The sequence below is a fragment of the Streptomyces sp. NPDC053426 genome (assembly GCF_055585405.1).
Window position 1 is genome coordinate 37371 of the sequence record NZ_JBVJKE010000026.1, and the last position, 23690, is coordinate 61060.

Consider the following 23690-nt stretch of genomic DNA (forward strand, 5'->3'; position numbering starts at 1 on the left):
ATGGCTGATGTGCGGGTTTCATCGGGCCGGCTTTCATGATCGGGTCACCATCGTGCGCGCAGCACGCCGTCGCTGTCGGGTAGAACGGCTTGGAGCAGTGGGCTGCGCTCGTCGGCGTAGAGGGGCAGGGCGCGGGCCGCTCGCGCTTCGGCCACCAGGGCGGCGAGCTCCTGGTGCTCGGTCTCATCGGCGACCACGTCTCTGATCGTTCCGTCCTTCGCCTCCCAGACGAACTCGATGTGCCATTCGGACGGCAGTGCGGTCAGGACCGCGCCGACGTCGGGTTGCAGATCGGGCCAGACGGTCAGCAGGGCGCGCGGGCCGAGACCGGCGCGCACCGCGTTGAGGTTTTCCGTGGTGAGACGGTGCCAGCGTGTGACGTTGACGATGGGGGTCTCCTCCAGGAGCAGGCCTTGTCGCGCCGCCAGCTCGGTGCGTACCGATCTCCAGAAGCCTTCGTCGGCGGCCTCTGTCACCTCTGGTTCCGCAGCGTAGGGGGAGGCCGCCAGCGGTTCCGCGAAGAGGCCGAGTTCCCGCGTACGGGCCACGGCGTCGGTGCAGGGCTGGTCGCTGCCCACGTACACGTACTGGTCCCTTCCGACGTGCACGGCGAAAACGTCTCCCGCCTCCAGCCGGCACCAGGCGCCCTGCTCACGGAGCATGACGCGGATCAGCTCCAGGGCCACCGCCAGGGAGACCTCGGCCCCGTCGTGGTAACCGGCGAGGTCAGCCGGGAAGAGCCCGCCGAGACCATGCCCCTCGACCGCCGGCTGGCCACCGAGGTGGACGAGCCCGGTGACGGAGGGCTCACGGATCTCCAGCCGGTCAATGCCCGCAGCTTCCGCGAACGCGGAGATCGCCTCCAGGTAGGCGGCCTCGACCGGACCGTGGTCACTGACCGCCTCCTCCGCGCCCTGGTAGCTGCCGTGTTCGTCGCGGTCGGCGGGGTCGTACTTCGTGATCCGGTGAACGAAGGCAGACGGCACACTACTCCTGGCTTGATCTTTAACCTGTGCGTCGGGGCCGTGGGGTCGTCGACTTCTTCGTTTGTCGTCGCTTCGGCTGTGTTTTGCGAAGTGTATGCGCGTCGTGGCGGGGTGTGGGTCGGGCGTTCTTGCGGCCCGATGGCCGTCCGGGGCCGGGCCGGGAGGGTTTCGGTGCCTGGGCCGGGCAGGCGGATGTGCCGAAAGCCCCGGCGGACGCGGGCGGGGTCAGCCTGCACCGTCCAGGCCGACAGCCTCGACCTGACATGCGGCATACCCCTTGGCCGGCCCACCGGCACCGTGCCGGGTCAGCCGCAGTCGGACATGAACCGGCCCTCGAGGTGGTCGGGACTGAGGAAGACGAAGCCGCTGCCGTAACCGAAGTTGATGAAGAACGGGTCGCCCGGGCACTCGCCCCGATCGGTGAACTGGCAGAGGAACCGCCAGGAACCGTCATCGAGGTCCCTGACCGAGTTGTTGGGCAGTACCGGGGCGCCGCCCAGAAAGTCTCGAGGGCCCGGCCCGGACGGCAGGTCCGCTTCCGGGCCCTCATGACGCATGTACCGCGACCATGCGGCGTGATCATCCGCCTCCGCGTCCAGTTCCGGCGGCACGGGAGCCAGGTCGACGAGCCACTCGACGGGGATCTTCTCCACGTCCTCGTTCCAGCGCCACAGTGAGGGCCCCTGGGTGTGCGGCGGCCCGATCACCGCGAAGGAAGGGACCCTTCCACCAGGCTGGACGAGCACGACCGCATCCCCGCGGTTCGGATCCAGGCCGCCCTCCTCCACGTCCAGGAACAGGTAGGCCAGACGTGCTTCCTCCCCCGGCACCCGGAACTGGCCCACGAACATCAGCGGCTCTCCTGTCCGCGGCTCCACCGGCCACGCCGGCTCCTCGAGCCATACCGGCTGCCCGCCGAACTTGGTCACAGGCTGCGTCACCGGCCCCTCGGGCTCCCGGAAGATCATCTGTAGCCGTGGCAAAAAGGCAGCATCGTAAGGGCCCACAGCTTGCCCCGTAGGTCGCGACATCACGACGTGACCGTACGACACGGTGCTGACATGCCCTCTCAGGACGCTCACGAGTGCCGAGGGCTGCTGTCCGGGCACGGGTGCCGTGATCCCGCATCGCCGTAGGCACGGCCGGTAAGGAGGAGCACAATCGCTCTGAGCCGCCCCGGGTTTCGTGGAGTCCGGTCTGCCCCGGGTCTGATGGAGTCGGGTTGCTGGAGAATCGACCGATCCAGCAGCATCCGGAGGCCACCATGCCCCCCGCAGCTGTCCGCCCGAGTTCCGCCGCCGGGCCGCGGAACTCCTCGGCGAGGCGACCCGCCCAAAAGGCGGTACGAAGCCATCCGCGTGCTGGCTGACGAGGGCCTGCCGGTCCAGCCGGCCAGCCGCGCACTGCACGTCGCGGAGTCCGGCTACCACGCCTGGAAGGACCGCTCGCCCTCGGCCCGCACGGTCCGGCACGCCTGGCTGACCGAGGCCATCATCGGCATCCGCACCGCCTCACGCGGCACCTACGGCTCCCGCCGGGTGCACGCCGAGCTCGCCCTGGGGCTGGGCATCCACGTGCACCGCGGCACCGTGGAACTGCTGATGCAGCGGGCCGGCCTGCACGGCCTGCCGGGCGACCGAGCCCGTCGGCGGCCCAGACCGCAGACACCGTCGGTCGCCGACCTGGTGGAACGCGACTTCACCCGTCACGCCCGGGACCGGCTGTGGGGCACCGACATCACCGAACATCCCACGACGGAGGGCAAGGTGTACCGCGCTGTGGTCCTGGACGCCTTCGCCCGCCGGGTGGTGAGCTGGTCCATCGACGCGTCTCCGACCGCCGCATTGACCACCAATGCACTGAGCATGGCCGTCGGCAACCACCATCCCCAGCCCGGCGGCACCATCATCCACTCCGATCACGGAGTGCGGCTTGGACTCAACCGGTCGTCGCAGCATCGGTTCCTTGGAGAGACAGTAGGTGGTCGTTGGGTGCTTTGGTGGGGGCTGCGTGGACAACGCGGTGATGGAGTCCTTCTGGGCTCGGCTCCACCAAACCCAGGGCACTGGACAACTGTCCGGCGAATCATGCATATGGCGTCTGAAGCCGATGGCAGGCGGCGCTGCACGGGGCACACGCGCATGCCGGTCACGGTGTGCCGGGCACCAGTCCGACCCGGTAGGCGAGGACGACGGCCTGGACGCGGTCACGCAGGCCGAGTTTCGCCAGGATGCGCGACACGTAGGTCTTGACGGTCTCGGGCGTGATGAACATCGCCGCGGCGATCTCCGCGTTCGACAGCCCCTCGGCGATCAGTTGGAGCACTTCCAGCTCGCGGGGGGTCAACGCACGCACGACGTCCTGCCTGGCCGGCCGGGAGGTGTCGGCCGGTCGCAGATGCTGGGCGAAGTGGCCGATGAGGTGGCGGGTGACGGCGGGTGCCAGCAGGGCCTCGCCCCGGGCGACGGTCCGGACACCGTTGACCAGCTCCGCCGGAGGCGCGTCCTTGAGGAGGAACCCGCTCGCTCCGGCGCGCAACGCGTCGTAGACGTAGGCGTCGACGTTGAACGTGGTGACGACCAGTATCTTCGGCGCGTCTTCGGTATCGGGACCGGCCAGTTGTCGTGTCGCCTGGATGCCGTCGAGCAGGGGCATCCGGATGTCCATCACGACCACGTCGGGGCGCAGCCGCCGCGCGGTCCGGACCGCCTCGTGGCCGTTCTCGGCCTCCCCGACGACCTGCATGTCGGACTGCGCGGAGAAGATGGTGACGTAGCCGGTCCGCACCAGCGCCTGGTCGTCGCAGACGAGCACACGGGTCGGTGGTGGCGTATCGCTCACGAGGTCACTCCTGAAGGGGCTTGGACGGAATCGTGGCACGGACCTCGAACCCGCCTCCGGGCCGGGGACCGGCCTCCAGTTCACCATCGAGCATCCGCACCCGTGCGCGCAGCCCGGCCAGCCCCCGTCCGCCCGCGGGCCCCGGCTTCCGCGCGACCGGTGCGGCGGCGGGTCCGTCGGTGGTCACCACGATCTCGATGTGCTCGTCACCGTGCCGGAGCAGGACCCGTGTCGGCTTCCCGGCCGCGTACTTCAAGGCGTTGGTGAGCGCCTCCTGCACCACCCGGTACGCGGCCAGCTCCACGTCCACGCTCTGCGGCCGCCGCTCACCCCGCTCGCCGAACTCGACCGGCTGACCCGACCTGCGGGCCTGCTCGACCAGGTCCCCCACCCGCCCGAGGGCTGGTGCCCGGCCCGCACCCGCCGGGTCCGCGGACGCCGCCTCGCCGGTCGCCTCCAGGACACCGAGCAGGTACCGCAGTTCCGTCAGCGCCCGACGGCCGGTGTCGCTCACGGCCGTCAGTCCCTCGCCGGCGCGTTCCGGCGCGGACGTGAGCAGGAACTGCGCCGCGTCGGCTTGGACCACCATGGCCGTCACGTGGTGGGTGACCACGTCATGCAGCTCGCGGGCGATCCGCGCCCGCTCGGCGGCCGTGGCTACCTCGGCGGCCAGCCGCCGCCGCTTCGCCTCTTCCGTCCGCCGCTTGCGCACCGTGCTTCCCACCAGCCAGGCCGCGGCCAGAGCCAGAGAGAACGCGAGGTAGTCCGGCAGCGAATTCGGTGAGCCGAGACGGTGCAGGACGACGGCCAGCACGGCGTAACCCGCACTCGCCACGACGACCAGGCCGTGGCGGAAGCGGACCTGGTGGGCCCCGGCGGAGTACAGGGCCAGATACAGTCCCATGCTCGCGAACGTCGTCGCGAAGCCCAGCGCCTGGTGCACGGCGAACGCGCCCGCGATGACGGCCAGACAGGCCGCGGGCCACCTGCGACGGACCGCCAGCGGCACGGTCTGGGCCAGGGCCAGCCCGACGCTCAGCACGTTCGCCGGCCGCTCGGGCAGATCGCCGATCTGCGCACCGATCCGGGACAGGGGCGGCACGAAGGCCAGCAAGGTGAGCGTCAGGGCGAGGACGCCGTCCTTGAGGAGAGCATCCCGCTCCTGCCACCGGTCGAGCGACGCCCGGAACAGCGGAATGCTCCAGGGCGCCTGACGGGACATCACTTCGGTTTCCTCCAGCCGGCCTGTCTCAGCGGCCCGCGCGTCGGCGGGTCTTGATGCCACCGTTCCGGTGGGCGCGGACGAGCATCGGAACGGCGATGGCCACCCCCATGAGGACGGGCATGATCGATGCCTCCAGGCCGAAACCGCCGCCGGTCAGAAGGTCGGAGCCGTGGACGTCGACGGTGAACAGGCCCTCGGGGGCGTGTCCGGATACCGGGATGCCGAGCAGCTGCTCCGTGGTGTTCCAGGCGAAGTGCAGCCCCACGACGAACCAGATGTTACGCCGCCACAAGAACGCGACTCCGAGCAGGACGCCCGCCTCCAGAGCGATCGCCAGTCCGCTCCACGCGTTCGCGCCCTGGGCGCCAAGGTGGGCGACACCGAAGAACAGCGAGGTGATCGCGATGGCGGCCCGGCTGCCCCACAGCTGCTCAAGAGCCTGCAGGGCAAGACCGCGGAACAGCAACTCCTCGGTGACCGCAGCGCCGATCTGCACCACGACCGCGGTCCAGACGACCGACATGAAGCCGTCGCCCGCCCAGGTGAACGAATAGCCTCCGAACGCCGTGATCAGGAGGGCGGAGACAAGAATGAAGCCCAGGCCGATCCCGCCGCCCAGCAGCACCTCCCGGCCGGCCCCGGACCGGACGATCTCCGGCGTGGAGCGTCGTGCCACACGGCGCATGACATACCAGTACACGGCCACCGCGGCGACCGCGCCCAGCACCGGCACGGGGCCGGGTCCGGTCGCCGTCAGCCCCGAGACCAGGCCGACGCCGACCATTCCCGCCAGCATCCAGCCGAGCGGAGACCGCACGATCCGACCGAAGCGGCCGCCGCCCCCGTCGCGGTCCTCGCCCGGGCCGGAGCCTGCGCTGTGTCGTACGGCGGACGTCGTGCCCATGGTGGCCTCCCCAGTAGCGGGTCGCCCCTGCGGCGACCTGACGACCACGCTAGGAATCCGCAGACGTCCGCGAATCACCCGTGCATGGACAGCTCCTGTAGCTCTCACGGGGGATGCACCACCCGCCCGCGCCCGTTCCGCCACGGGACGCGGCCGAAGCACGAACGGGACTGGACGCCGTAAGAGGGCCGGGAACTACGGCTGCTGCGGCGCCCGCACGATGCGTGAGCGCGGCTACCGCGGCGTCACCCGGCGCAGGCGGTGTCCGCTGACCCGGCCTGTACGACGACGATGCCCGCCCCGAACCTGATCGGCCGCGACCTCCATGCCGAGCTCCTCGGGACCAAGCTGGTCTGCGACATCACCTGTCTGCCCACCGCAGAGGGCCGGCTCCACTTCGTCTGTCGACTGGACCTGGCCACCCACGAGGTCGTCGGCTACGCCATGACCGACCGCCTCCGCGCCGAACTCGTCGTCGGCACTCTCGTCATGGCCCACGGCCGGGACGGCCGGGAGCCCGGCTGCGCTGCTACCCGGACCTGCGGCAGCAGGCCGCCCCCGGCCTGACCCGGGCCGCTGTTCGTCGATGTCGCCTCTGCCTCGTGTCCGGTGGGAGGTGTGGTGTCACGGTGTGTGGTCAGCCACGGCGACGAAGCAGGGCACGGCGGGGCTTGGACGGCTCCTGGCCGTGGCTGTCCTCCGGAGCCGGCTGTGCGCGGCCGCCGGGCCATAGAGAGCTCGGTGGTCAGGGCGACGCCGTCGTCGACTTTCTCGGTCCGCCACCCGTGGATGTCCAGCGGCCCGCCGACCAGTTCGGCGTAGGTCCGGTGCGGGAGCGGGCCGGGGTTGGGGTCGTCGTGCTCCGCGGCGTAGACGCGGCCGTTCAGCAGCTGCTCGTCGCCGTTCATCCGGTCAGCTTTCCAGCCGTCATCGACAGCCGGACGGGGCCGGCGGGCCCGGCCCGGGTGGAGGCCGGGCCCGCCGTCGGGCTGCGCGAGCTCAGGACTTGATCTGGCCGGGCGGTCTTGAACGGGCGGCCGGCCGATCGAGCTGCGGGAACGGGTGGAGATGCTGGGGGCGGGTTCGCGGCGGGGCCCTTCCCGCAGGGCGGGTTCCGCGTGCACGCACGCGTCCCGCCGGGCCGCATGAGTATTCCGCCCCTGCGTTCAGGGTGCTGGTGTGCGAGGACCGGGCTCTCGTGCGTGCCGACTTCGTCACGCTCCTCTCCGCCCAGCCCGACATGGAGGTCGTGGGCGAGGCCGTGGGCGGCCGGGAGACGGTCCGGAGCGCGCGGGAGCGGAAGCCGGACGTCGTCGTCACGGACATCCGCATGCCCCTGCTCGTCGGAATCGAGGCCACCCGCCGTCTGACGGGGCCCGGCTCCGCCGTCCCCGCCAGGATCCTCGTCGTGACGACCTTCAACGTCAACGAGTCGTGTACGAGGCCCTGCGCGCTGGCACCAGCGGCTTTCCGCTGAAGGACGCCCCACCGTACGAACTGATCAACGCGGTACGCGTCGTCGCCCGCGGCGAGTCCCTCCTGGCCGCCGCCCTCCGGCCCCTGATCGGCCGCTTCGCCGAACGCGTACGCCCCTCCGCCGCCCCGCGTCCCCCGAGCGCGAGCGCGAGCGCCTCAAGGTCTCACCCCGCGAGCACGAGGTCCTCCTCCTCATCAGCGAGGACCTGTCGGACGAGGTTGGCCGGGGAACGGCAACCGAGCCGGACGGCCCTGTGACGCCGTGCGGCGCGGCAAGCCGGCAGCAGCGGCCGTTCCGCCCACAGCCCGTCCGATAACGCCCCACGGCGGCCGTACCGTTCTCAGGGTCGGCCCAGGATCCCCCGAGCGAGCTACCTGTTTCGTCCTCTCTGGGGCGACGCGCGCCGTCGGTGATCCCTTGTTGACTCGAATCGTCAACACAACGGCCGGACAAGGCCGACCAGCCCAGCAGTTAAGGACAACACCATGACCACGGCACGCAGTTCCACGCAGCACGGTTTCCCCCGAGGCCGCCGAATCGCCGCAGCTCTGCTGGTTTCCGCGCTGGCAGGAAGCGCACTGGTCGCGTGCGATGCCGTCGCCAAGGGCTCGCAACCGCCCAAGGCCTCCGGCAAGAGCGGAGGCGAGACCGCGGGCGATGCCAAGATCACCTGGGGCAAGTGCCCGCCCCTGGCCGAGGGACGAACCCGTGACCCCCACCTAGCCTGTGGAACGTTGGAGGTGCCACTCGACTACCGGAACCCGGACGGCATGAAGATCGACGTGGCGGTCTCCCGGCTGTCCACCGCACGGCCCGGGAAGCGACATGGCGTTCTGCTGCTGAACCCCGGCGGGCCGGCCCTGGGCGGTCTCGGCATGCCCGAAACCATGGCGTCCACACTGCCGAAGTCCGTGCTGGACCGCTACGACCTGATCGGTTTCGACCCGCGCGGCGTCGAACACAGCGCCCCGCAGAGTTGTGGTCTGCAGGACCCCAGCGTGTCCGGGCTCTTCCCCTATCCTGCCGCGGACGGCTCGATCACCAAGAACGTGGCCCTCGCCAAAGCCGACGCCGAGCAGTGCGCCGACACGGTGGGCAAGAACCTGCGGTACTACAACACCGCCAACACCGCCCGCGACATGGACCGCATCCGCCAGGCGCTCGGTGAGAAGAAGATCTCCTACTGGGGCCAGTCCTACGGCACCTACCTCGGCGCCGTCTACCGCTCCCTCTTCCAGAACCACACCGACCGGATGATCCTGGAAGGCAACGTCGACCCCACCAAGGTATGGGCCAACCAGGTGGCGGACACCTGGGGCAAGGGCATGGCCGACCGGTTCCCCGATGCCGCCCGCGTCGCCGCGGCGCAGGCCGACACCCTCAAGCTGGGCACGAACGTCGCGCAGGTGACCCGCGCCTACCTCACCCTCGCCGACCGGCTCGACCGCACGCCCGCGGCGATTCCCGGCGCATCGGTGTCGCTGGACGGGGCACTGCTGCGGAACATGACCTACGCCCTGCTTCAGCACAACAACACCCTTCCCGTGCTCGCCAGGTTCTGGAAGGCCGCCGACAACCTGACCCATGGCAGCACCACGGCCGCCGACACCGCGGTTCTCAAGGAGGTGTTCGCCGACACGCCGACGGCCCCGGGCATCCCCGCGGACAACCAGGCCACCATGTTCATGGCTCTCACCTGCGGCGACGTCGAATGGCCGCACGACGTCGACGGCTACGCCGTCCGCACCACCGCCAACCGCGAGAAGTGGCCGCTCACCGCGGGCATGCCCGCCAACATCTGGGCATGCGCCTACTGGGACAAGCCGGCTGAGGCGACTGTCAAGATCGTGAAGGGCGGCCCGCGCAACACCCTGATCCTGCAGAACCGCCGGGACAACGCCACCCCGTGGGAAGGCGGCGTCGGACTGCACAAGTCCCTCGGCGACGGCTCTGCCTTCGTCGGCGTCGACAACGGCGGGCACTACGTCCACGGCGAAGGCTCCGCCTGCGCCGACAAGGCCACCGTCGGCTTCCTGACCACCGGTCACCTGCCGGACAAGGACGTCTACTGCACCGACGTCACCCAGAAGTAACCCACCGGAACGCGGTGCTTCCCCGTCCGGCCCGCTGTCCGGTTGGATTCGCCTCGACGGGGCCGTTGGAAGCCGCCTCAGCCATCACGGCGATGGCCGAGAACCGCTGCATCGATATTCGGAACAGCCCCGAGGAGCACGTCCACTCGTCATCCTGCCGCAGCGGGGGCTCCAAGCCCCCGTCAGGGAGGAGCTCAGGCTCGGTCAGGAAGCCGGTGTCGTCCACGGTCAGGACGGCGCCCCGGTCACCCGGCTGATGGCCCGGACCACCCGGGTACCGAAAGTCGGAAACCGTCGGCTCCAAGGAGACCGGCAAGCGGCGGGAGGCCCAGCCGACCGACGTCGTCACCGACAGGAAGGGCCCCGGTGCCGAATTGCTCACGGCAGACGGCTTCTGTCGGGTCCGGGCTCGGGATCTCGGACGTGGCCGAACACGAGGGGGAGGCCGCATGCGACGTCCCTGGCGGCCGAAGCCAGGTCCACCGCGGTTGCCATACTGCTTTCATGCTCATGCTCCCCGCCGTGCTCGGCCTTGTCCTGTTGGTCGGCTCGGCTACTTGGGCCGCTGAGCGTTCATTGCGTCGCACTCGCCGGCAGACCAGGTACGGACGGTACGCGCCGTGGATTCATCCGCGAGGCCGGCTCGCCGCACCGCTGAACTGGGTGGCCGGCAGTCGACTGCTGCGGTGGGTGTGTGAACGCATCCCATCAATGGTCTTCGTCAGCGACGTGACCGACGTCGTCTACGTCAACTACGTGGTCGACGCCCACCGCATCGCGCCCCTGGTCCCGCCCGGCCTGGAACTGCAGCGTATCGGCGAGGGGGACAACCAGGCGATGCTGACCTTCCTGAGTTACCGCCACGGGCATCTGGGGCCGGCGCTGCTTGGCCGATGGCGGCGGTTTCTGCCCTCCCCGCTGCAGAGCAACTGGCGGATCTACGTGCGCCACCGTCGCACGGATTCACTGGGCGTCTACTTCCTCAGTACCGCTGTCGATCGCACGTTGCACGCCCTCGGCGCCCGGATGGTTGCCGAGGCACTGCCCATGCACGTTCTCGAACGGGCTTCGCTGCTCGTCGCGAAGGACGGTCGGGTCGATCTTCTCCTGGCTCCGGGGCGCGGTACCGCGCCGGACGCTGAAGCCCACCTCGTTCCGCTGCCTGAGTGGCCCACGGACGGGCCCTGGCACTGCGCTTTTCCCGACTACGGCCAGATGCTCGCCTACTGCGTTCCTCAGGACCGTGCGCTCTCGGTTCAACCGTGGCATGGACGGGTGACCCGGCAGGAGATCTCTCTGGGCATTCCTCTCGATTCCTGTACAGCTCTTTCCGGGCCGGTTTTTTCCGCAGCGGCCAGTGCCATCATCGGAAACGCCGAACCGTTCGCTTTCCTGATATCGCGCGTGAAATTTCGATTCGAGAGCGAAGAGCGCGATCCGATCTGAAACGGAATGAAGCACGGAGGGTACGCCCCCCACGTCCAAGGAGTCGAGTGTGTTGGTGACCGGCACGTCACTTCCCGAGGCGCCACGCTCGAGATCCACCTTTCCGGCTCGGCAGCCGGGGAACCCCTACGCGGGCCACTGCCCGAGCCTGAATCCCCTTTTTTGCGGAACCTCAGTCCCCGGCCGAGCCTCTTTCGGCGGCGGGACCGACGGCGAACGTCGTCGCCTTCATCGGGCCCGGCATCCTGGTTGGGATGGAGGCCACCGCGGTCATCGGCTGACACTGCTCGCGTTACGGCGAAACTGCCGAGGCGTCCCCTGTCCGCGAGCCGGTGCGCCGCTCGTGCCCGTTTCCCGACGAGGTGGAAGCGGTGGAAACCGAGCGAGAAGCGGCAGTCCCGAGGGCCAGGACACCGGCCGCCCGGTGTGGACGGAGACCACGCTGCGGAGGATGGCCCGGTGAGCGGCGCGACGGCGCACGCGGTCCACGGCTCCGGGCGGCCGGTGGTACTGGTCACCGGTGCGGAAGGCACGAGTCGGATCCGGCAGCACCACCGGGCGCCCGCGCTCGCCGCGGCGGACCATCAGAGGTATCACCCGGAACCACCAGGGAAAGACCCCGTTGCCGGTTGCTCCAGACAACGGGCCTCACGGATCGTCGCTGCCTGCCAGGGGAAATCATCTGGGTCAGCTGTGATGGCGGTGGCGGCGCGGCCCGGCGAGGGTGGAGAAGCGCACAACACCTCGTCGTCGGGCCCTGCCGCCCACCTGCCTGGAGGAGCACGATCGTGTCCGGACGCAACACCCTCATCCGCAGCCTGCACGACGTGGGATTGGCCGCCTGGTTCGGCGGCTCCCTGATGGGCGCGGTCGGACTGAACGGGGCGGCGGAGCATGAGGGCCCCACGGTCGCCGCCAGGGCCCGGATCGCTTCGGTGGGCTGGGCGAAGTGGGTACCGGTCAACGCCGCCGCCATCGGCGCGCACCTGTTCGGCGGTGGCGGCCTGCTCGCCGTGAACGCCCACCGGGTCAGAACCCAGCGCGGTGTGGGCGCCTCCACCACGGCCAAGACCGTCGTCACGGCGGCGGCCCTGGCCGCCACCGCCTACGCCCGCGTCCTCGGCAAAAAGGTCGAACTGGCCTCCTCCTCCGATCCCGAGGACAACCAGAAGGCGGACCGGCACCCCATCGACATGGAGAAGGCACGGCGCCAGCTCGCCTGCGCACAGTGGGCGGTGCCGGCCCTCACCGGATGCCTCGTCGTCCTCAACGCCCTCCACGGCGAACAGCAGCGGCCCATGGAACAGCTCCACGGCATGTGGGAACACGCCCGCTCCATGACTCCACTCATCCCGTGAGAGGGCTCGACCAGCAGTGAGGCTCCACTGCCCGAGGCCGACATCGGCATGCCGTCCTCGGGCAGCCACAGCATGGCCGGCTCCAGGCCCTCCTCGGTCCGCCGTGGCAGGCGCCGCCGCTCGACCGCTTCCTCGGACACGGCACCGGTGAGACCGTCGAGGACGGTCTTGGAAGTGATGCAGCGGTCGGGGCCGCACGGCGGAACGCTGTGAGTGACGCGGCGCGTCCGGGACCCGCCTGTCCGCGTCGGTCGTGGGCTGACGCGGCACTCGGCCGGGCACCGTCACAGCGCGACAGGGAAGGGGCGGCACCACCCGGACAACGACGGACGTCCTGCCCAGGTCACGGCGCGGCCGGTGCCCTGGACGGAGTCTGAGTCCTTACCGGGCGGCGGGAGGGGCCTTCGGCTCGAAGACGTTCTGCGGCGCGCTCGGCCGGGAGGAGGGCGCCTGGCGCAGGACCTGGGCGAGGTCGCGGTGGATCCGGTCGGCTTCCCCGCGGACCTGGACGGGGATGTCGCCGCGTTCGGCCACGAGGCGGTCGTAGACAGGGGTCTGCTGGAACACGGTGGGGCGGTTTCCCTTCAGCGGGCGGTTCGCGGACTGGCGCAGCATACGGGCCCAGGTCACGCCCCGCTGGAGGCGGGTGTCAGACCGGGACGGCGGGGGCGGCGGCCTCGGTCGTCCAGGCGCCGTCGAAGAGCGCGGTGATCGGGCGGGTGCGGTCGCCGGGGGCCGGCCGCCGACTCATCCGGGGCTCCTGGGCTGTCCTCTGGCGGGTGTCCCCACGGTATCGCCGCAGTGGGGCGCTCCGGGACGGTACGGGAAAAACCGGCGCCCGGGACTCCGGGCCCGGGGATCTTGTCGTGCCGCGGTGCCGGCGTCTTGGTGGTGCTGTCCGTCCCTGCCTGGGACGGCCGGTCACCGGTGGGCGAAGCTCGGCAGCCTTGTGCATGCGCTCTTTCGCTGTGGCCGTGCCGGGACTGATCCTGGTGCCGGGGCGCGGGGAGGGGGAGCTGTGGGGGCTGAGCGCATTCGGGTCATGGTGACGGTGAAGGCGTACCCGACGCTGTCGCGGCAGTACAACGAGACGGTCTGCGTCGCCGGGGTCCGGATGGACGCCGAGCGGCCGGAGCATGTGCGGCTGTTCCCGGTCCCGTTTCGGGACATGGAGCAGTCCAAGCGGTTCCACAAGTACGACATCGTCGAGGTCGACGTCACCGGCCACTCCCGGGACGACCGGCCCGAGAGCCGGCGGCCGGTGCTGGACTCGCTGGAGGTCGTCGGCCATGTGCCCAGCGACAAGTCATGGGAACGGCGGGCCGAGTGGATACGCCCGCTGGTCGCGGACTCGCTGTGCCAGATCAAACGGGAACAGGAGGCGAACGGCACATCACTGGGAGTATTCCGGCCAGGCGAGATCAAGAGCTTTCGGCTGGTCAAGGCCGATGACCGCTCGGCATGGCAGGACATGATGGCCTCACAGATGAACATCTTCGACCAGGAGCGCAAGGCGCTGGAGGCGCTGCCGTATCGGTTCGTCTACCGCTTCCGTTGTGATGACGGGCGCTGCAAGGGGCATGAGATCGGGCTGCTGGACTGGGAGGCGGGTGCGGCGTATCTGAAGTGGCGGCGCCTGTACGCGCCGGGGGTGCTGGAGGACAAGATCCGGCAGCGCTGGTTCACCGAGATCGCCGGCCCGCGGCGGGACCTGCACTTCTTCGTCGGCAACCTGCATAAACGGCCGCGCCAGTTCATGCTGTTGGGGGCGTTCTACCCACCGCGCGGGGTGATGGACCGCTTCCAGCTTTTTTAGCCCAGTGCGGCCACGGGCAGGCCGCGATCGGCCCGGGCCATGTCACAGATGACCTTGCGGTGGCAGCGGTCCTCGTCCTGCTCGAAGCACAGCACGGCCACCGTCTCCTTCGCCGCCAGGGCGAAAAGCTCGTCCAGAGCCTGTGGCGCGGGGTCCTGCTCGAGCAGGCTCCGGAAGACGGCTCGTCCCTCCGCGGCCCGTCCCTCCCAGAACGGCGGACGGTTCTCCTTGGGGTTGCCCAGCGCCCGCAAATGCCGGTAGCCGATCCCGACCTCCGCCAGGGCGCCGGTCAGCCTGGTCTTGCTGAAGCCCGGCTTGCGGCTCAGCGGCGTGAGCCGCACATCGGCCACCGTCCCCACGTCGCGGGCCAGCAGCTGCTCCACGAACTGCTCGATGCTCCGCCCCTCGTACCCGGCCGACACGATCCCGGCTCCGATGGTGCCCCGGGCTTCGCGTACCAGGCCGTCGACCGACACACCGAAAGCGTCGGCCAGGGCCGCCACGGTGAACAATCCCGGATTGGACGTGGCCTCCGCCTCGATGCGCTCCAGCGTCCGGGGGGAGATTCCCGCAAGGTCCGCCAGCTGCGCACGGCTCCAGCCTCGCTGCGACCTGAGGCGACGCAGGTGCATGGCCAGCCGCTTGCCCTGCGCTCGCTGCAGCGCGTCCGTCATGGATCGTCCCGCCATGGCCACCGATCCTAGGGCCCCTTGAAATAGATGGGCGCACCGGGTGTTCGCTGACTGCAACGAGGGCGCCACCGTCCGATTCCGCTCACTTCCGGCCGGATGCCGGCCTCCACTCGTTCGGACGAGGACGATCCAGCCGCACAGTGGAGCTCTCCACACAGGGACGCAGTCGACAGGCATCGTGTCAGCTGTGCCGAAGCACGGTAGTTGTCACTGGGACGGGTTACCGACGGGTGTTCGGCTCCGAAGAGCCTGCCGGAGACCGGAAGCGCCGCGTCGTAGGTGGCGAGGGCCTCGGCGTGGCGGCCCTGGGCTCCCGTCGCGAGCGCGGCGACGCCAGCACCAGCGGTACGCACATGCCGTCGCGCCGCCGGGACCGGAATGCGGCCACGGCGCGGCCCACCGCCTGCTGAGACCGGTCGGCCACCCCAGCGGACGACTGCTCTCCACCCGACGAGGACGCGACCCGATGGTTGCTTCAGGCGGTGGCACCGGCGGTCTGGGAGTTCCACCGGGACGGGTCACCCTTCGCCCGCCTGCCGCCTCTCCGCCAGGTCCCGTACCGCCCGCTCCAACCGCGTTCGCCGGGTCTTTGGCGTCGTGGCCTGGAGCAGCGGGAGCATCACGAGGTAGCGGGTGGTCCGGTCGAGCGCGTCGAACGCCGCACGCGCCGCCGGGTCCGCGGCAAGCGCCGCGGCGAGGTCGTCCGGGACCACAGCGGTCGCTTGTGGCGCGTACGCGCGGTCCCAGCGGCCGTCCTCCTGGGCCCGCCGGACTTCAGCGAGGCCGGGCTCTCGCATCCGGCCCGCCGCCGCCAGCGCCGCGACCTTCTCGACGTTCACCCGCGACCACAGGCTCCGCGGCCGCCGTGGCCCGTACTTCTGCAGGTAGTACCGGTCGTCCAGACCCCGGCGCTGCCCGGAGATCCAGCCCCAGCACAGCCCCACGTCGACCAGTTCGTCCCCCGTGACCGACGCGATCCCCGACGCCTTCTTCGCCACCTTGACCCACACACCCTCACGGCGGGTGTGATGTTCGGCCAGCCAGTCCTCAAAAGCCGCCGCGTCCTCGAACGCGACGACCTCCACCCCGTTGAACTCCGCCATGCGGGCAAGGCTAGCCCGGCCACGCCCTGGTGGACCTTCCCGGTCACAGCACTGCTGTTGCGGGACATAACGTTGGTGACACAGGCCAATGCCGGTGAAACCGAGGCGTCTCGACGGGCATCGGCCGGGTACGTGCGGACCATGTCGATTTCCGAGTCGGACACGGTGGGGGTTGCCGGTCACGCCGTCAGCCCCCTGAACCACTGAACTCATAGCCCTCCCGCCGTCGGGCAGGCGGTCCGAATACGGCCAGCGGGCTCGCACGGCGCTCAGCTCGGTGAGTTCGACGCTGCCGCCCGGATGGACGGAGACGACCAGGGCGTCGAAGGGCCGGACATCGCCGCCGGGCTGCGGAGCACGTTCGCCAAGCAGCCAGTGGGCGGTGCCGAAGACGTCGACGGTACTGGTCAGGACGTGGCGGTCGTGGTGCGCTCGGGGGAGGTCGGCGTAGGGAGCGAGGGCGGTCTTCCGCACGGGTGGGCTCTCCTGGGTGGGCGGTCACGGCCATCGGACGCTGCGGTGAGCGTCGGTCGGCGGCGCGCGAGCGGTGGAGGGGGAGCGGGGCGCCTAGACGGCACAGCCCTTTCTGATCGTCATGGGGTGATCACCGTCGACGTCCGGCTTCGTGACAGACCTTTTCGGTACGCCGCCCCCGAGGACTTTGACGAGGTCGTCGACGAAGCGGGGGAAGACGCCGTGGACGTATGCCTCCATGACGGCGCTGGCTTGATCGCATCGCTCGCCCGCTGCCGGCGTCTCCTCACGGACAACCCACAGACGCCCCTCCCCCGTCCTAGGTGACGCGAGGGGCGCCCGAGACCGACGGGACGTCTGCGCACAGGGATTTGAGGAGAGGACCATTGATTCGTGCCCGGCGAATATGTGTGACCGCCGTGGCGGTGCTGGCGGCCCTGGCGGGCTCGCCCGGATTGGCACAGGCCGAACAGCCGTACAGATCGAGTCCGCTGAGCACGACGGACGACGATCCGCTTCCGCCGGGGTGGCGGATCGACGGGGAGGACGGGGCGCGCGAGCTGGTCTGGCGTACGCCGAAGGCCGTGCCCATGGGGGATGCGCGGGTCGAGTTCCGTACCGGGGACCGGCTGCTCGGGGCGCCGAAGCCGGCGAGGGACGGGAGGACCTTCCGGCTCGCCCTCGGTGGGATGCGGCCCGAACAGCTGACGGACCTTCGAGTGACGGCTGCGGGGCGCCGACTGGACGCGGCGGCCGACGACACTCGCAGGTCCGGATCGCGCATGGCGCGGATGCCCGCGCAGGCGCCGGCGAACGACGTTGATCCGGGCGAACCCGGCTCGTACCGCACGGTCACCGGGGAGTACGACCTCGACCCGGTGCGCCTGCCCGGGTTCGACACCCCGGTGGAGATGACCGCCGAGGTGGTGGCACCGAAGGGTGTCACCGGCAGCCGGCCGCTCGCGCTGTTCCTGCACGGCCGCCACAGCACCTGTTACAAGCCGGGCTCCGAGGACGACGTGACCGGTGACTGGCCCTGCGCGGACGGCTACAAGCCGATCCCGAGCCACCTGGGTTACCTGCGCGACCAGCGACTGCTGGCCTCCCAGGGCTATGTGACGGTGTCGATCTCGGCGAACGGCATCAACGCCCAGGACTGGGAGGCCGAGGACGCCGGCGCACAGGCGCGTTCCTCGCTGGTACGGCAGCACCTCGCCCGCTGGGCCGACTGGACCGCCCATCGCTCCTCCGCCCCGGCCGTCGTACGCGAGGCGGCGGAAGCGGACCTCTCCCGTGTCCTGCTGGTCGGCCACTCACGCGGTGGCGAGGGCGTCAACCGGGCCGCCATGGACAGCCTCTACCCGCCGCCGGCCGCCGAGGACGGCTACCGGGGCCCGGTGCGCTGGAAGGTGCGCGGGACCGTGCTCATCGGACCGACGATCTTCGGTCAGAACCCGGTCGCCGACGTGCCGTCCGTGACGCTGCTGCCGGGCTGCGACGGCGACGTGTCGGACCTCCAGGGCGAGAACTTCGTCGACGGGACGCGCGGGATCAGCCGGGGCACGGCCCTGCACAGCGCGGTCTACATGGTCGGCGCCAACCACAACTACTTCAACAGCGAGTGGACCCCGGGTGAGGCCGTCGCACCGGCCGGGGACGACTTCGGGACCGACCCCGAGCGGCCGGACCCGGTGTGCACGCCGGGTGCCGCGACCCGGCTGACCGCCGCCCAGCAGCACAAGGCGGGCGCCACGTACATCGCCGCCGCGGCCCGGCTCTTCCTCGCCGGGGACGATCGGGTGCGTCCGCTGCTCGACGGTTCCGGCAAGCGGGCCCCGTCCGCGGACCCGGCCCGGGTGCTGACCCACGCGGTCGGCGGCCGTCGCAGCGGTGGTTTCCTGCCGGACGGCGGGGCGAAGGTGACCGGAGCCCGGCTGTGCTCGGCGATCGACCCCGACCCGGCCGTGGCCTGTCTGGACCCGGAGACCCCCGGATCGTCACCGCACTTCGCGTGGTGGGAGACGGAACAGGAGACCGGCCGCAGCGCGGTGGACCTGAAGTGGTCCGCGCCGGGCACGGCCGCGCGCATCACTCCGGCCGAGCCGCTCTCCCTCCGCGGCTCCCAGAAGCTCGCACTCCGGGTCTTCGTACCGCCGAACACGACCGGCACGAAGTTCGACGTGTCCGTCACCGACTCCTCCAACCGTCGGGTGACACTGGGCTCGGTCCGGGTGGACGGGCTCCCGGGCTCCGCGAGCACCGCCTCCTACTGGGCTCAGGAGCTGCGCGTCCCGCTGTCGGCCGCGTCCCGGGCCGGGCTCGATCTCAGGCACATCAAGTCCCTTGAATTGACGCCCCGTTCGCAGTCAGGGCGGGCCTGGCTGATGGACGCCTGGGGCTGGGCGCCCGGCACTTCGGCGGTGAAGGCGGCCGCACTGCCGCGTGTCGACGTGGGCCGCACGATCGTCAAGGAGGGCGACTCGGGCACCCGCACCTACCGGGTCCCGGTCGAGATCTCCGGGCACGGCAGCGGGCAGGTCCGCGTGTACGTCCTCGACCCGGACAGCGGCCGGACCGAGAGCCGCCTCGTGACCGTACGGCCCGGCAGCGACGCGATCGACGTGCCGGTCGAGGTGAAGGGCGACGCGGTCTACGGCTATGACGTAGAGCACGACATCGCCGTCAAGGCCGTCCACAATGCCGTCGTCGGCAAGCACCGGGGCGGGCTCACCGTCGAGGACGACGACCCCGAGCCGGTGATCACCCTGTCGCCGGTCGCGGACCGGGTGACCGAGGGAGAGACGCTGACCTGGCGGTTGTCCGTGGACGCGCCCACGGCGGTGAACATCTGGCAGCCGGTGCGGGTGCTTCCGGTCGCCGAGGGCGCCGAGCTGTCCACCAAGGACGTGGACCCGCAGTGGCTCATGGACTGGTCCGGAGACGTGCCCGACCCCGAGCGGCCACTGTCCGACGCGAGCCTGTGGGTGTGGCTGAACATCCCGCCCGGGAGCACCGGAGTGGACTTCGTCGTGCCGATCGTGCGGGACCAGGTCGCCGAGCCGACCGAGTCGATGCGCCTCGTACTGACCGACGACAACGCCGAGCCGCTGCCCGACAAACCGGTGCTGACGGGGACGGTGCTCGACACGCCGTAAGCACGATGCACGAGGGATCATGAGCTCCCTCTTGCGCGGGGTCCGGCCTGTCCGGGCCCCGCGCTTCACAAGGTCAAAAGGTCAAGCGGACCCCGGCCGTCCCGTCCGGCCCCCGGCGCAGCCTGCTGCCGTGGAGCGTGAGTCGGCCGGGGATGCCGTACGTGCGGGCCGGTAGCGGGTGGTGGCCCCATGTCGATCGGTTCACCCGAACGACCGCCGGCGGGACACCCACCGACACGTCCAACGCCTTCGGCAGGACCCTCCGGCGCCTGTGGCCACTGTCCGCGTCGCTCCCAGGAACAGCTGAGGCAGGACCGTAATCCTGCGGACCGGGGCGGGCAGGCACCGCAGGGAGCCTGACAGGCTCACAAAGGCCTGTCGGCTCGGCGAGCACGTGCGGTGCACCAGCACTGTGCGCCGGCGTCTCGGTGGCATCGTCTTCCTCGCAGGGGACGTACCCGATGGGTCACGCCGGGCACAACTGGGAGATTCGTGTCCTCATCAGCACGTCCCAGCGTGACGCCCCGCTCACGATCCTTCGCACCACACCGCCTGTGGCACTCGCCGCCGAAGACCGGGAGCGCCTGCCCTCACTCCCGCCGCCCGAGGTGTCCCTCCGCGGCCCCTTCACCTTGTGGCCGGGAACAACGCGATCTTGAGCGCGCCAGGTTTCGACTCGATCGGACAGGGTTGGAGGACTTCCTCGCCCGGATGCGTGAGTCGTGGCGAGTCGTCTCCCGGCGGGGGCGAGGCGAGCCTCGGAGCGCGGGCGGCGTGGTTGCGGCGGCGCGGCGGTCGTCCGGGCCGTATGACGTGGTCGGGCCGGGTGGCGCGGACGGTGCCGTCGGCGATGCGGCACCGGTTCCTCGGCCTGTGCGGATCTGCCACGACCGGCCGCGCGGGACCTCCGGGAGCGGTCGGTGGGCTCGTCGACGTACGCCGGCGTGGTCAACAGCCTGTACGTCGTCCACCCCGGCTGGACGGAGCCCGCCGGCCGACTGCAGGACCTGTGGCGGGGCCGTGCCCCGCGGCCGTCACCGCTGCCGCTCCCCCGTCGACGGCCCGCAACCCGGATCCGTACGTGGGTGAGGAGGAGCAAGCCTCCGCGGTCACCGCCGATGGGTGTCACGGCCCGTGGAACACGCCGACGGCACACCCCGTCCCGGCCGTCGGCACCTCCCCCACCCCCTCCGCCCCTCTCGCCGCCGCCCGGGCCAGGGCCGGGGAACTGGGCAACGTCCGTCTGCTCGCCCACCACGGACACGGACACACCGCGCTGTTCGACACCAGCGGCTGGGTCCGGGCCCACGAGAGCCGCCGTCTCGTCGACGGCACCCTCCCGCCGCCGGGAGCGACGTGCGAACGGGACACTCCCCCGTTCGGCCCGCCCGGGCCGACCGGCGGAGTCACCATCGGCGGGGGCGGTGCGGTACGGCAGGCACCGCCTCCTGAGCGGCACGGAGGGCCGGGCACCGGGGTCGTCCGGCGCCGGGCCGCCGTGCGACCCCGCGCCGGTTCACCCCGCCGTGGCGTCGCTCGGCATTCCGGGTGACCGGGCGATCTCCTGTTCGGCGGCTTCGATGACGGCCAGTACGGCGGCGGCTGCTGCCGCAGGATCGCGGGCCTCGACGGCCCGCACGACGGCGCGGTGACCCGGCAGCGAGGCTTCCACCGCGCCCGCGGTCTGGGTGCTGATGACGAAGCTGTGTTCCAGCGCGATCTCGACAGCGCGGCCCAGCGAGCCGAGGAGACGGTTGCCGCCGGCGTCGAGCAGGGCCCGGTGGAAGGCGATGTCGGCCTCGACGTAACCGCCGCGGCCGGGTGACGCCGCCGCGGCCTCCATGGCGGCCAGGGCGTCGTACAGGACGCGCACGTCGTCGGGGCCGGCCCGCTCCGCGGCGAGCCGGGCCGCCTCGGGCTCGACGATCCGCCGCAGTTCGCCCGTGTCGCGCAGCAGGGCCGCGGCGTCCCCGGCCTGTTTCCAGCGCAGTACGTCGCGGTCCAGGTGGTTCCAGTGCTCCGGGGGCAGCACGCGCGTGCCGGTGCGCGGCCGTACGTGCAGCATCCCCTTGGCCACCAGTGACTTGACCGCCTCCCGCAACACCCCACGGCTGACGCCGATCTCGGCCGCGAGCGCGTCCTCGACCGGTAGCGGGTCCCCCGGCCCCCACGCGCCGCCCACGATGCGCCGCCCGAGCTCGTCGACCACGCGCTGATGCATGGTCAGGAAGTGCACCACGATCTCCGCTCCCCCTGGACACCATTCATCGAATCATTTAATGATTGCTCCAGGGTAGCGGGCCCGCACCCGCCAACGCCCCATCGCGCAGCGGACGACGCCGGAGCCACGGGAGTGTTCACATGACCGACGGTAGGAGGACGAACCGCCGCAGTCAGGCATGGTTCGGCGCACAGGGCCGCAGCGGGATGCTGTACCGCTCCTGGATGCGCAACCAGGGGTTCGGGCACGAGGTGTTCGACGGGCGCCCCGTCATCGGCATCGCGACCAGTGCCTCCGAGCTCGCCCCGTGCAACGCCCATCTGACCCGCGTCGCCGAAGCCGTCAAGCGCGGGGTGTGGCAGGCGGGCGGCCTGCCACTGCAGTTCCCCACCATGGCCACCGGCGAGACGCTGATGCGCCCCACCGCCATGCTGTACCGCAACCTCATGGCCATGGAGGTCGAGGAGCTGATCCGGGCCAACCCGCTCGACGGCGTCGTCCTGCTGTCCGGCTGCGACAAGACGACCCCCGCCATGCTCATGGGCGCCGCCAGCGTCGACCTGCCCGCCGTCATGGTCACCGGCGGACCGATGCTCAACGGCAAGTACCGGGGGCAGGACGTGGGTTCGGGCACGCATGTGTGGAAGTTCGAGGAGGACCTGAAGACCGGCCGGATGACCGAGGAGGAGTGCTTCTTCGCGGAAGGCTGCATGGCCCGCTCCAACGGGCACTGCATGACGATGGGGACCGCATCGACGATGGCCTGCGTGGCCGAGGCGCTCGGCATGCAGCTGCCGGGCTCGGCGGCGTGGCCCGCGGTCGACTCCCGGCGGATGGAGACCGCGCAGGCGGCGGGGCAGCGCATCGTAGGGATGGTGGAGGAGGAGCTGCGGCCCTCGCGGATCCTGACGCGGGAGGCGTTCGAGAACGCCGTCCGGGTCAACGCGGCCATCGGCGGCTCCACGAACGCCGTCATCCATCTCACCGCCCTCGCCGGACGCGTCGGCGTCGAGCTGAGCCTGCGGGACTTCGACGATCTGGTCCGTGCGGTGCCGACCCTGGTCAACCTGATGCCCAGCGGCACGTACCTCATGGAGGACTTCTGCTATGCGGGCGGGCTGCCCGCCGTCATGGCCGAACTGCTCGGCGGCAAGCTGCTGCACGGGGGGCCGGTCACGGTCACCGGACGCACCGTCGCCGAGAACACCGAGCACGCCGAGCGCGTCGGCTCCGACGTCATCACCGCCCTCGACGCCCCCTTCCAGCCGGCCGGCACCGGAATCGCCGTCCTGCACGGCAACCTGTGCCCCGACGGCGCCGTGATCAAGCAGTCCGCCGCGTCACCGCACCTGCTCACCCACCGCGGCCCCGCGCGCGTCTTCGACTCCCCGGAGGCGTACCACGAGGTCGCCGACGACCCGGACCTCGACATCGACGAGAACACCGTCATCGTCATCCGCAACGCCGGCCCCAGGGGCTACCCCGGCATGCCCGAGGTCTCCAACGTCCCGCTGCCCGCCAAGCTGCTGAAGGCCGGCGTCACGGACATGGTGCGCGTGTGCGACGGCCGGATGAGCGGCACCGGCTACGGAACGGTGGTCCTGCACGTGGCGCCCGAGGCCGCCGTCGGCGGACCGCTCGCCCTGGTGCGCGACGGGGACCCCGTCGTCCTCGACGTCCCGGGCCGCACCCTGCGCCTGGACGTGGACGACGCCGAACTCGCGCGGCGCCGGCAGGAGTGGACGGCACCCACCGAGCAGTACACCAGCGGCTACACCTGGCTCTACACCCAGCACGTGGAACAGGCCGACCGGGGCGCCGACTTCGGGTTCCTGCGCGGAAGCCGCGGACACGAGGTCCCCCGCGACTCCCACTGAGCCCGCCCCCTCGCATCCAGGA

At 71.0% G+C, this 23690-nt stretch carries 20 protein-coding genes; 11 read left to right on the top strand and 9 right to left on the bottom strand.

Going from position 1 to position 23690, the window contains the following annotated elements:
* Positions 1–44 precede the first annotated feature (44 nt).
* Both ACZ62B_RS35370 and ACZ62B_RS35375 read right to left on the bottom strand, forming a co-directional pair.
* A complete protein-coding gene (locus ACZ62B_RS35370; RefSeq protein WP_344566444.1) occupies positions 45–986 on the bottom strand; it encodes an RNA-binding protein in 942 nt (313 codons plus the stop codon).
* A gap of 305 nt (positions 987–1291) precedes the next feature.
* Positions 1292–1927 (bottom strand): YwqG family protein, encoded by a 636-nt coding sequence (locus ACZ62B_RS35375; protein ID WP_469693548.1) that lies wholly within the window; start codon positions 1925–1927, stop codon positions 1292–1294.
* 270 nt (positions 1928–2197) lie between these two features.
* Here ACZ62B_RS35375 and ACZ62B_RS35380 point away from each other — a divergent pair, with 270 nt between their 5' ends.
* On the top strand, positions 2198–3238 hold the full coding sequence (locus ACZ62B_RS35380) for an IS3 family transposase (RefSeq protein ID WP_469693550.1): 1041 nt from the start codon (positions 2198–2200) through the stop codon (positions 3236–3238).
* On the opposite strand, the gene ACZ62B_RS35385 is transcribed toward ACZ62B_RS35380, so the two are convergent.
* From ACZ62B_RS35385 to ACZ62B_RS35395, 3 genes are read right to left on the bottom strand one after another with little or no spacing between them, the layout of a single operon-like run.
* Positions 3135–3827: a response regulator gene (locus ACZ62B_RS35385; RefSeq protein WP_469693552.1), complete on the bottom strand. Its 693-nt coding sequence runs from the start codon at positions 3825–3827 to the stop codon at positions 3135–3137. The genes ACZ62B_RS35380 and ACZ62B_RS35385 overlap by 104 nt on opposite strands.
* Before the next feature lie 4 nt (positions 3828–3831).
* The gene (locus tag ACZ62B_RS35390; RefSeq protein WP_344566450.1) at positions 3832–5049 is read right to left on the bottom strand and encodes a sensor histidine kinase; all 1218 of its coding nucleotides are present in this window, start codon (positions 5047–5049) and stop codon (positions 3832–3834) included.
* Positions 5050–5077: 28 nt separating this feature from the next.
* Positions 5078–5956: a lysostaphin resistance A-like protein gene (locus tag ACZ62B_RS35395; protein ID WP_469693554.1), complete on the bottom strand. Its 879-nt coding sequence runs from the start codon at positions 5954–5956 to the stop codon at positions 5078–5080.
* A gap of 291 nt (positions 5957–6247) precedes the next feature.
* Here ACZ62B_RS35395 and ACZ62B_RS35400 point away from each other — a divergent pair, with 291 nt between their 5' ends.
* The 5 genes from ACZ62B_RS35400 to ACZ62B_RS35420 all read left to right on the top strand — a co-directional run bounded on the left by ACZ62B_RS35400 (position 6248) and on the right by ACZ62B_RS35420 (position 12330).
* Entirely contained in the window at positions 6248–6523 is a 276-nt protein-coding gene (locus tag ACZ62B_RS35400) for a hypothetical protein (RefSeq protein ID WP_469693556.1), read from the top strand.
* 631 nt (positions 6524–7154) lie between these two features.
* Positions 7155–7433 carry a response regulator gene (locus tag ACZ62B_RS35405; protein WP_469693558.1) on the top strand — a complete coding sequence of 93 codons (279 nt, stop codon included), beginning with the start codon at positions 7155–7157 and terminating at the stop codon, positions 7431–7433.
* A gap of 485 nt (positions 7434–7918) precedes the next feature.
* Entirely contained in the window at positions 7919–9526 is a 1608-nt protein-coding gene (locus ACZ62B_RS35410) for an alpha/beta hydrolase (protein WP_469693559.1), read from the top strand.
* A gap of 504 nt (positions 9527–10030) precedes the next feature.
* Positions 10031–10972, top strand: coding sequence for a DUF2071 domain-containing protein (locus ACZ62B_RS35415; RefSeq protein WP_469693561.1), 942 nt, complete (start codon positions 10031–10033; stop codon positions 10970–10972).
* Between the two features lie 788 nt (positions 10973–11760).
* Positions 11761–12330 (top strand): hypothetical protein, encoded by a 570-nt coding sequence (locus tag ACZ62B_RS35420; RefSeq protein ID WP_468722372.1) that lies wholly within the window; start codon positions 11761–11763, stop codon positions 12328–12330.
* 381 nt (positions 12331–12711) lie between these two features.
* Here ACZ62B_RS35420 and ACZ62B_RS35425 read toward each other — a convergent pair whose 3' ends face one another.
* Positions 12712–12897, bottom strand: a complete 186-nt coding sequence (locus ACZ62B_RS35425) for a hypothetical protein (RefSeq protein ID WP_468722465.1) — start codon at positions 12895–12897, stop codon at positions 12712–12714.
* A gap of 475 nt (positions 12898–13372) precedes the next feature.
* Here ACZ62B_RS35425 and ACZ62B_RS35430 point away from each other — a divergent pair, with 475 nt between their 5' ends.
* A complete protein-coding gene (locus ACZ62B_RS35430) occupies positions 13373–14146 on the top strand; it encodes a hypothetical protein (protein WP_344566463.1) in 774 nt (257 codons plus the stop codon).
* Here ACZ62B_RS35430 and ACZ62B_RS35435 read toward each other — a convergent pair.
* Both ACZ62B_RS35435 and ACZ62B_RS35440 read right to left on the bottom strand, forming a co-directional pair.
* Positions 14143–14835 (bottom strand): DUF488 family protein, N3 subclade, encoded by a 693-nt coding sequence (locus tag ACZ62B_RS35435; RefSeq protein WP_469693564.1) that lies wholly within the window; start codon positions 14833–14835, stop codon positions 14143–14145. The two genes, ACZ62B_RS35430 and ACZ62B_RS35435, sit on opposite strands and share 4 nt — an antisense overlap.
* Positions 14836–15356: 521 nt before the next feature.
* On the bottom strand, positions 15357–15941 hold the full coding sequence (locus tag ACZ62B_RS35440) for a YdeI/OmpD-associated family protein (RefSeq protein WP_344566471.1): 585 nt from the start codon (positions 15939–15941) through the stop codon (positions 15357–15359).
* A 300-nt stretch (positions 15942–16241) separates the two neighbouring features.
* On the opposite strand from ACZ62B_RS35440, the gene ACZ62B_RS35445 reads away from it, so the two are divergent.
* From ACZ62B_RS35445 to ACZ62B_RS35455, 3 genes are all read left to right on the top strand, one after another.
* A complete protein-coding gene (locus ACZ62B_RS35445) occupies positions 16242–16742 on the top strand; it encodes a hypothetical protein (RefSeq protein ID WP_469693566.1) in 501 nt (166 codons plus the stop codon).
* A gap of 83 nt (positions 16743–16825) precedes the next feature.
* The gene (locus ACZ62B_RS35450; RefSeq protein WP_469693568.1) at positions 16826–19570 is read left to right on the top strand and encodes an alpha/beta hydrolase; all 2745 of its coding nucleotides are present in this window, start codon (positions 16826–16828) and stop codon (positions 19568–19570) included.
* Positions 19571–20420: 850 nt separating this feature from the next.
* On the top strand, positions 20421–21122 hold the full coding sequence (locus ACZ62B_RS35455) for an alpha/beta hydrolase (protein ID WP_469693580.1): 702 nt from the start codon (positions 20421–20423) through the stop codon (positions 21120–21122).
* Here ACZ62B_RS35455 and ACZ62B_RS35460 read toward each other — a convergent pair.
* Positions 21087–21791, bottom strand: a complete 705-nt coding sequence (locus ACZ62B_RS35460; RefSeq protein ID WP_468722463.1) for a FadR/GntR family transcriptional regulator — start codon at positions 21789–21791, stop codon at positions 21087–21089. The two genes, ACZ62B_RS35455 and ACZ62B_RS35460, sit on opposite strands and share 36 nt — an antisense overlap.
* 140 nt (positions 21792–21931) lie before the next feature.
* Between ACZ62B_RS35460 and ACZ62B_RS35465 the strand changes: the two genes are divergently transcribed.
* A complete protein-coding gene (locus ACZ62B_RS35465) occupies positions 21932–23668 on the top strand; it encodes an IlvD/Edd family dehydratase (RefSeq protein ID WP_344566475.1) in 1737 nt (578 codons plus the stop codon).
* Positions 23669–23690: the final 22 nt, after the last annotated feature.

Excerpts from the sequence above, each read along its gene's own strand:
- ACZ62B_RS35465 (WP_344566475.1), top strand. The coding sequence starts at position 21,932 with ATGACCGACGGTAGGAGGACGAACCGCCGCAGTCAGGCATGGTTCGGC.
- ACZ62B_RS35400 (WP_469693556.1), top strand. The coding sequence starts at position 6,248 with ATGCCCGCCCCGAACCTGATCGGCCGCGACCTCCATGCCGAGCTCCTC.
- ACZ62B_RS35445 (WP_469693566.1), top strand. The coding sequence starts at position 16,242 with ATGGACGGAGACGACCAGGGCGTCGAAGGGCCGGACATCGCCGCCGGG.
- ACZ62B_RS35455 (WP_469693580.1), top strand. The coding sequence starts at position 20,421 with ATGCGGCACCGGTTCCTCGGCCTGTGCGGATCTGCCACGACCGGCCGC.
- ACZ62B_RS35430 (WP_344566463.1), top strand. The coding sequence starts at position 13,373 with ATGGTGACGGTGAAGGCGTACCCGACGCTGTCGCGGCAGTACAACGAG.
- ACZ62B_RS35390 (WP_344566450.1), bottom strand. The coding sequence starts at position 5,049 with ATGTCCCGTCAGGCGCCCTGGAGCATTCCGCTGTTCCGGGCGTCGCTC.
- ACZ62B_RS35415 (WP_469693561.1), top strand. The coding sequence starts at position 10,031 with ATGCTCATGCTCCCCGCCGTGCTCGGCCTTGTCCTGTTGGTCGGCTCG.
- ACZ62B_RS35460 (WP_468722463.1), bottom strand. The coding sequence starts at position 21,791 with ATGCATCAGCGCGTGGTCGACGAGCTCGGGCGGCGCATCGTGGGCGGC.
- ACZ62B_RS35410 (WP_469693559.1), top strand. The coding sequence starts at position 7,919 with ATGACCACGGCACGCAGTTCCACGCAGCACGGTTTCCCCCGAGGCCGC.
- ACZ62B_RS35435 (WP_469693564.1), bottom strand. The coding sequence starts at position 14,835 with ATGGCGGGACGATCCATGACGGACGCGCTGCAGCGAGCGCAGGGCAAG.
- ACZ62B_RS35395 (WP_469693554.1), bottom strand. The coding sequence starts at position 5,956 with ATGGGCACGACGTCCGCCGTACGACACAGCGCAGGCTCCGGCCCGGGC.
- ACZ62B_RS35440 (WP_344566471.1), bottom strand. The coding sequence starts at position 15,941 with ATGGCGGAGTTCAACGGGGTGGAGGTCGTCGCGTTCGAGGACGCGGCG.
- ACZ62B_RS35380 (WP_469693550.1), top strand. The coding sequence starts at position 2,198 with ATGGAGTCGGGTTGCTGGAGAATCGACCGATCCAGCAGCATCCGGAGG.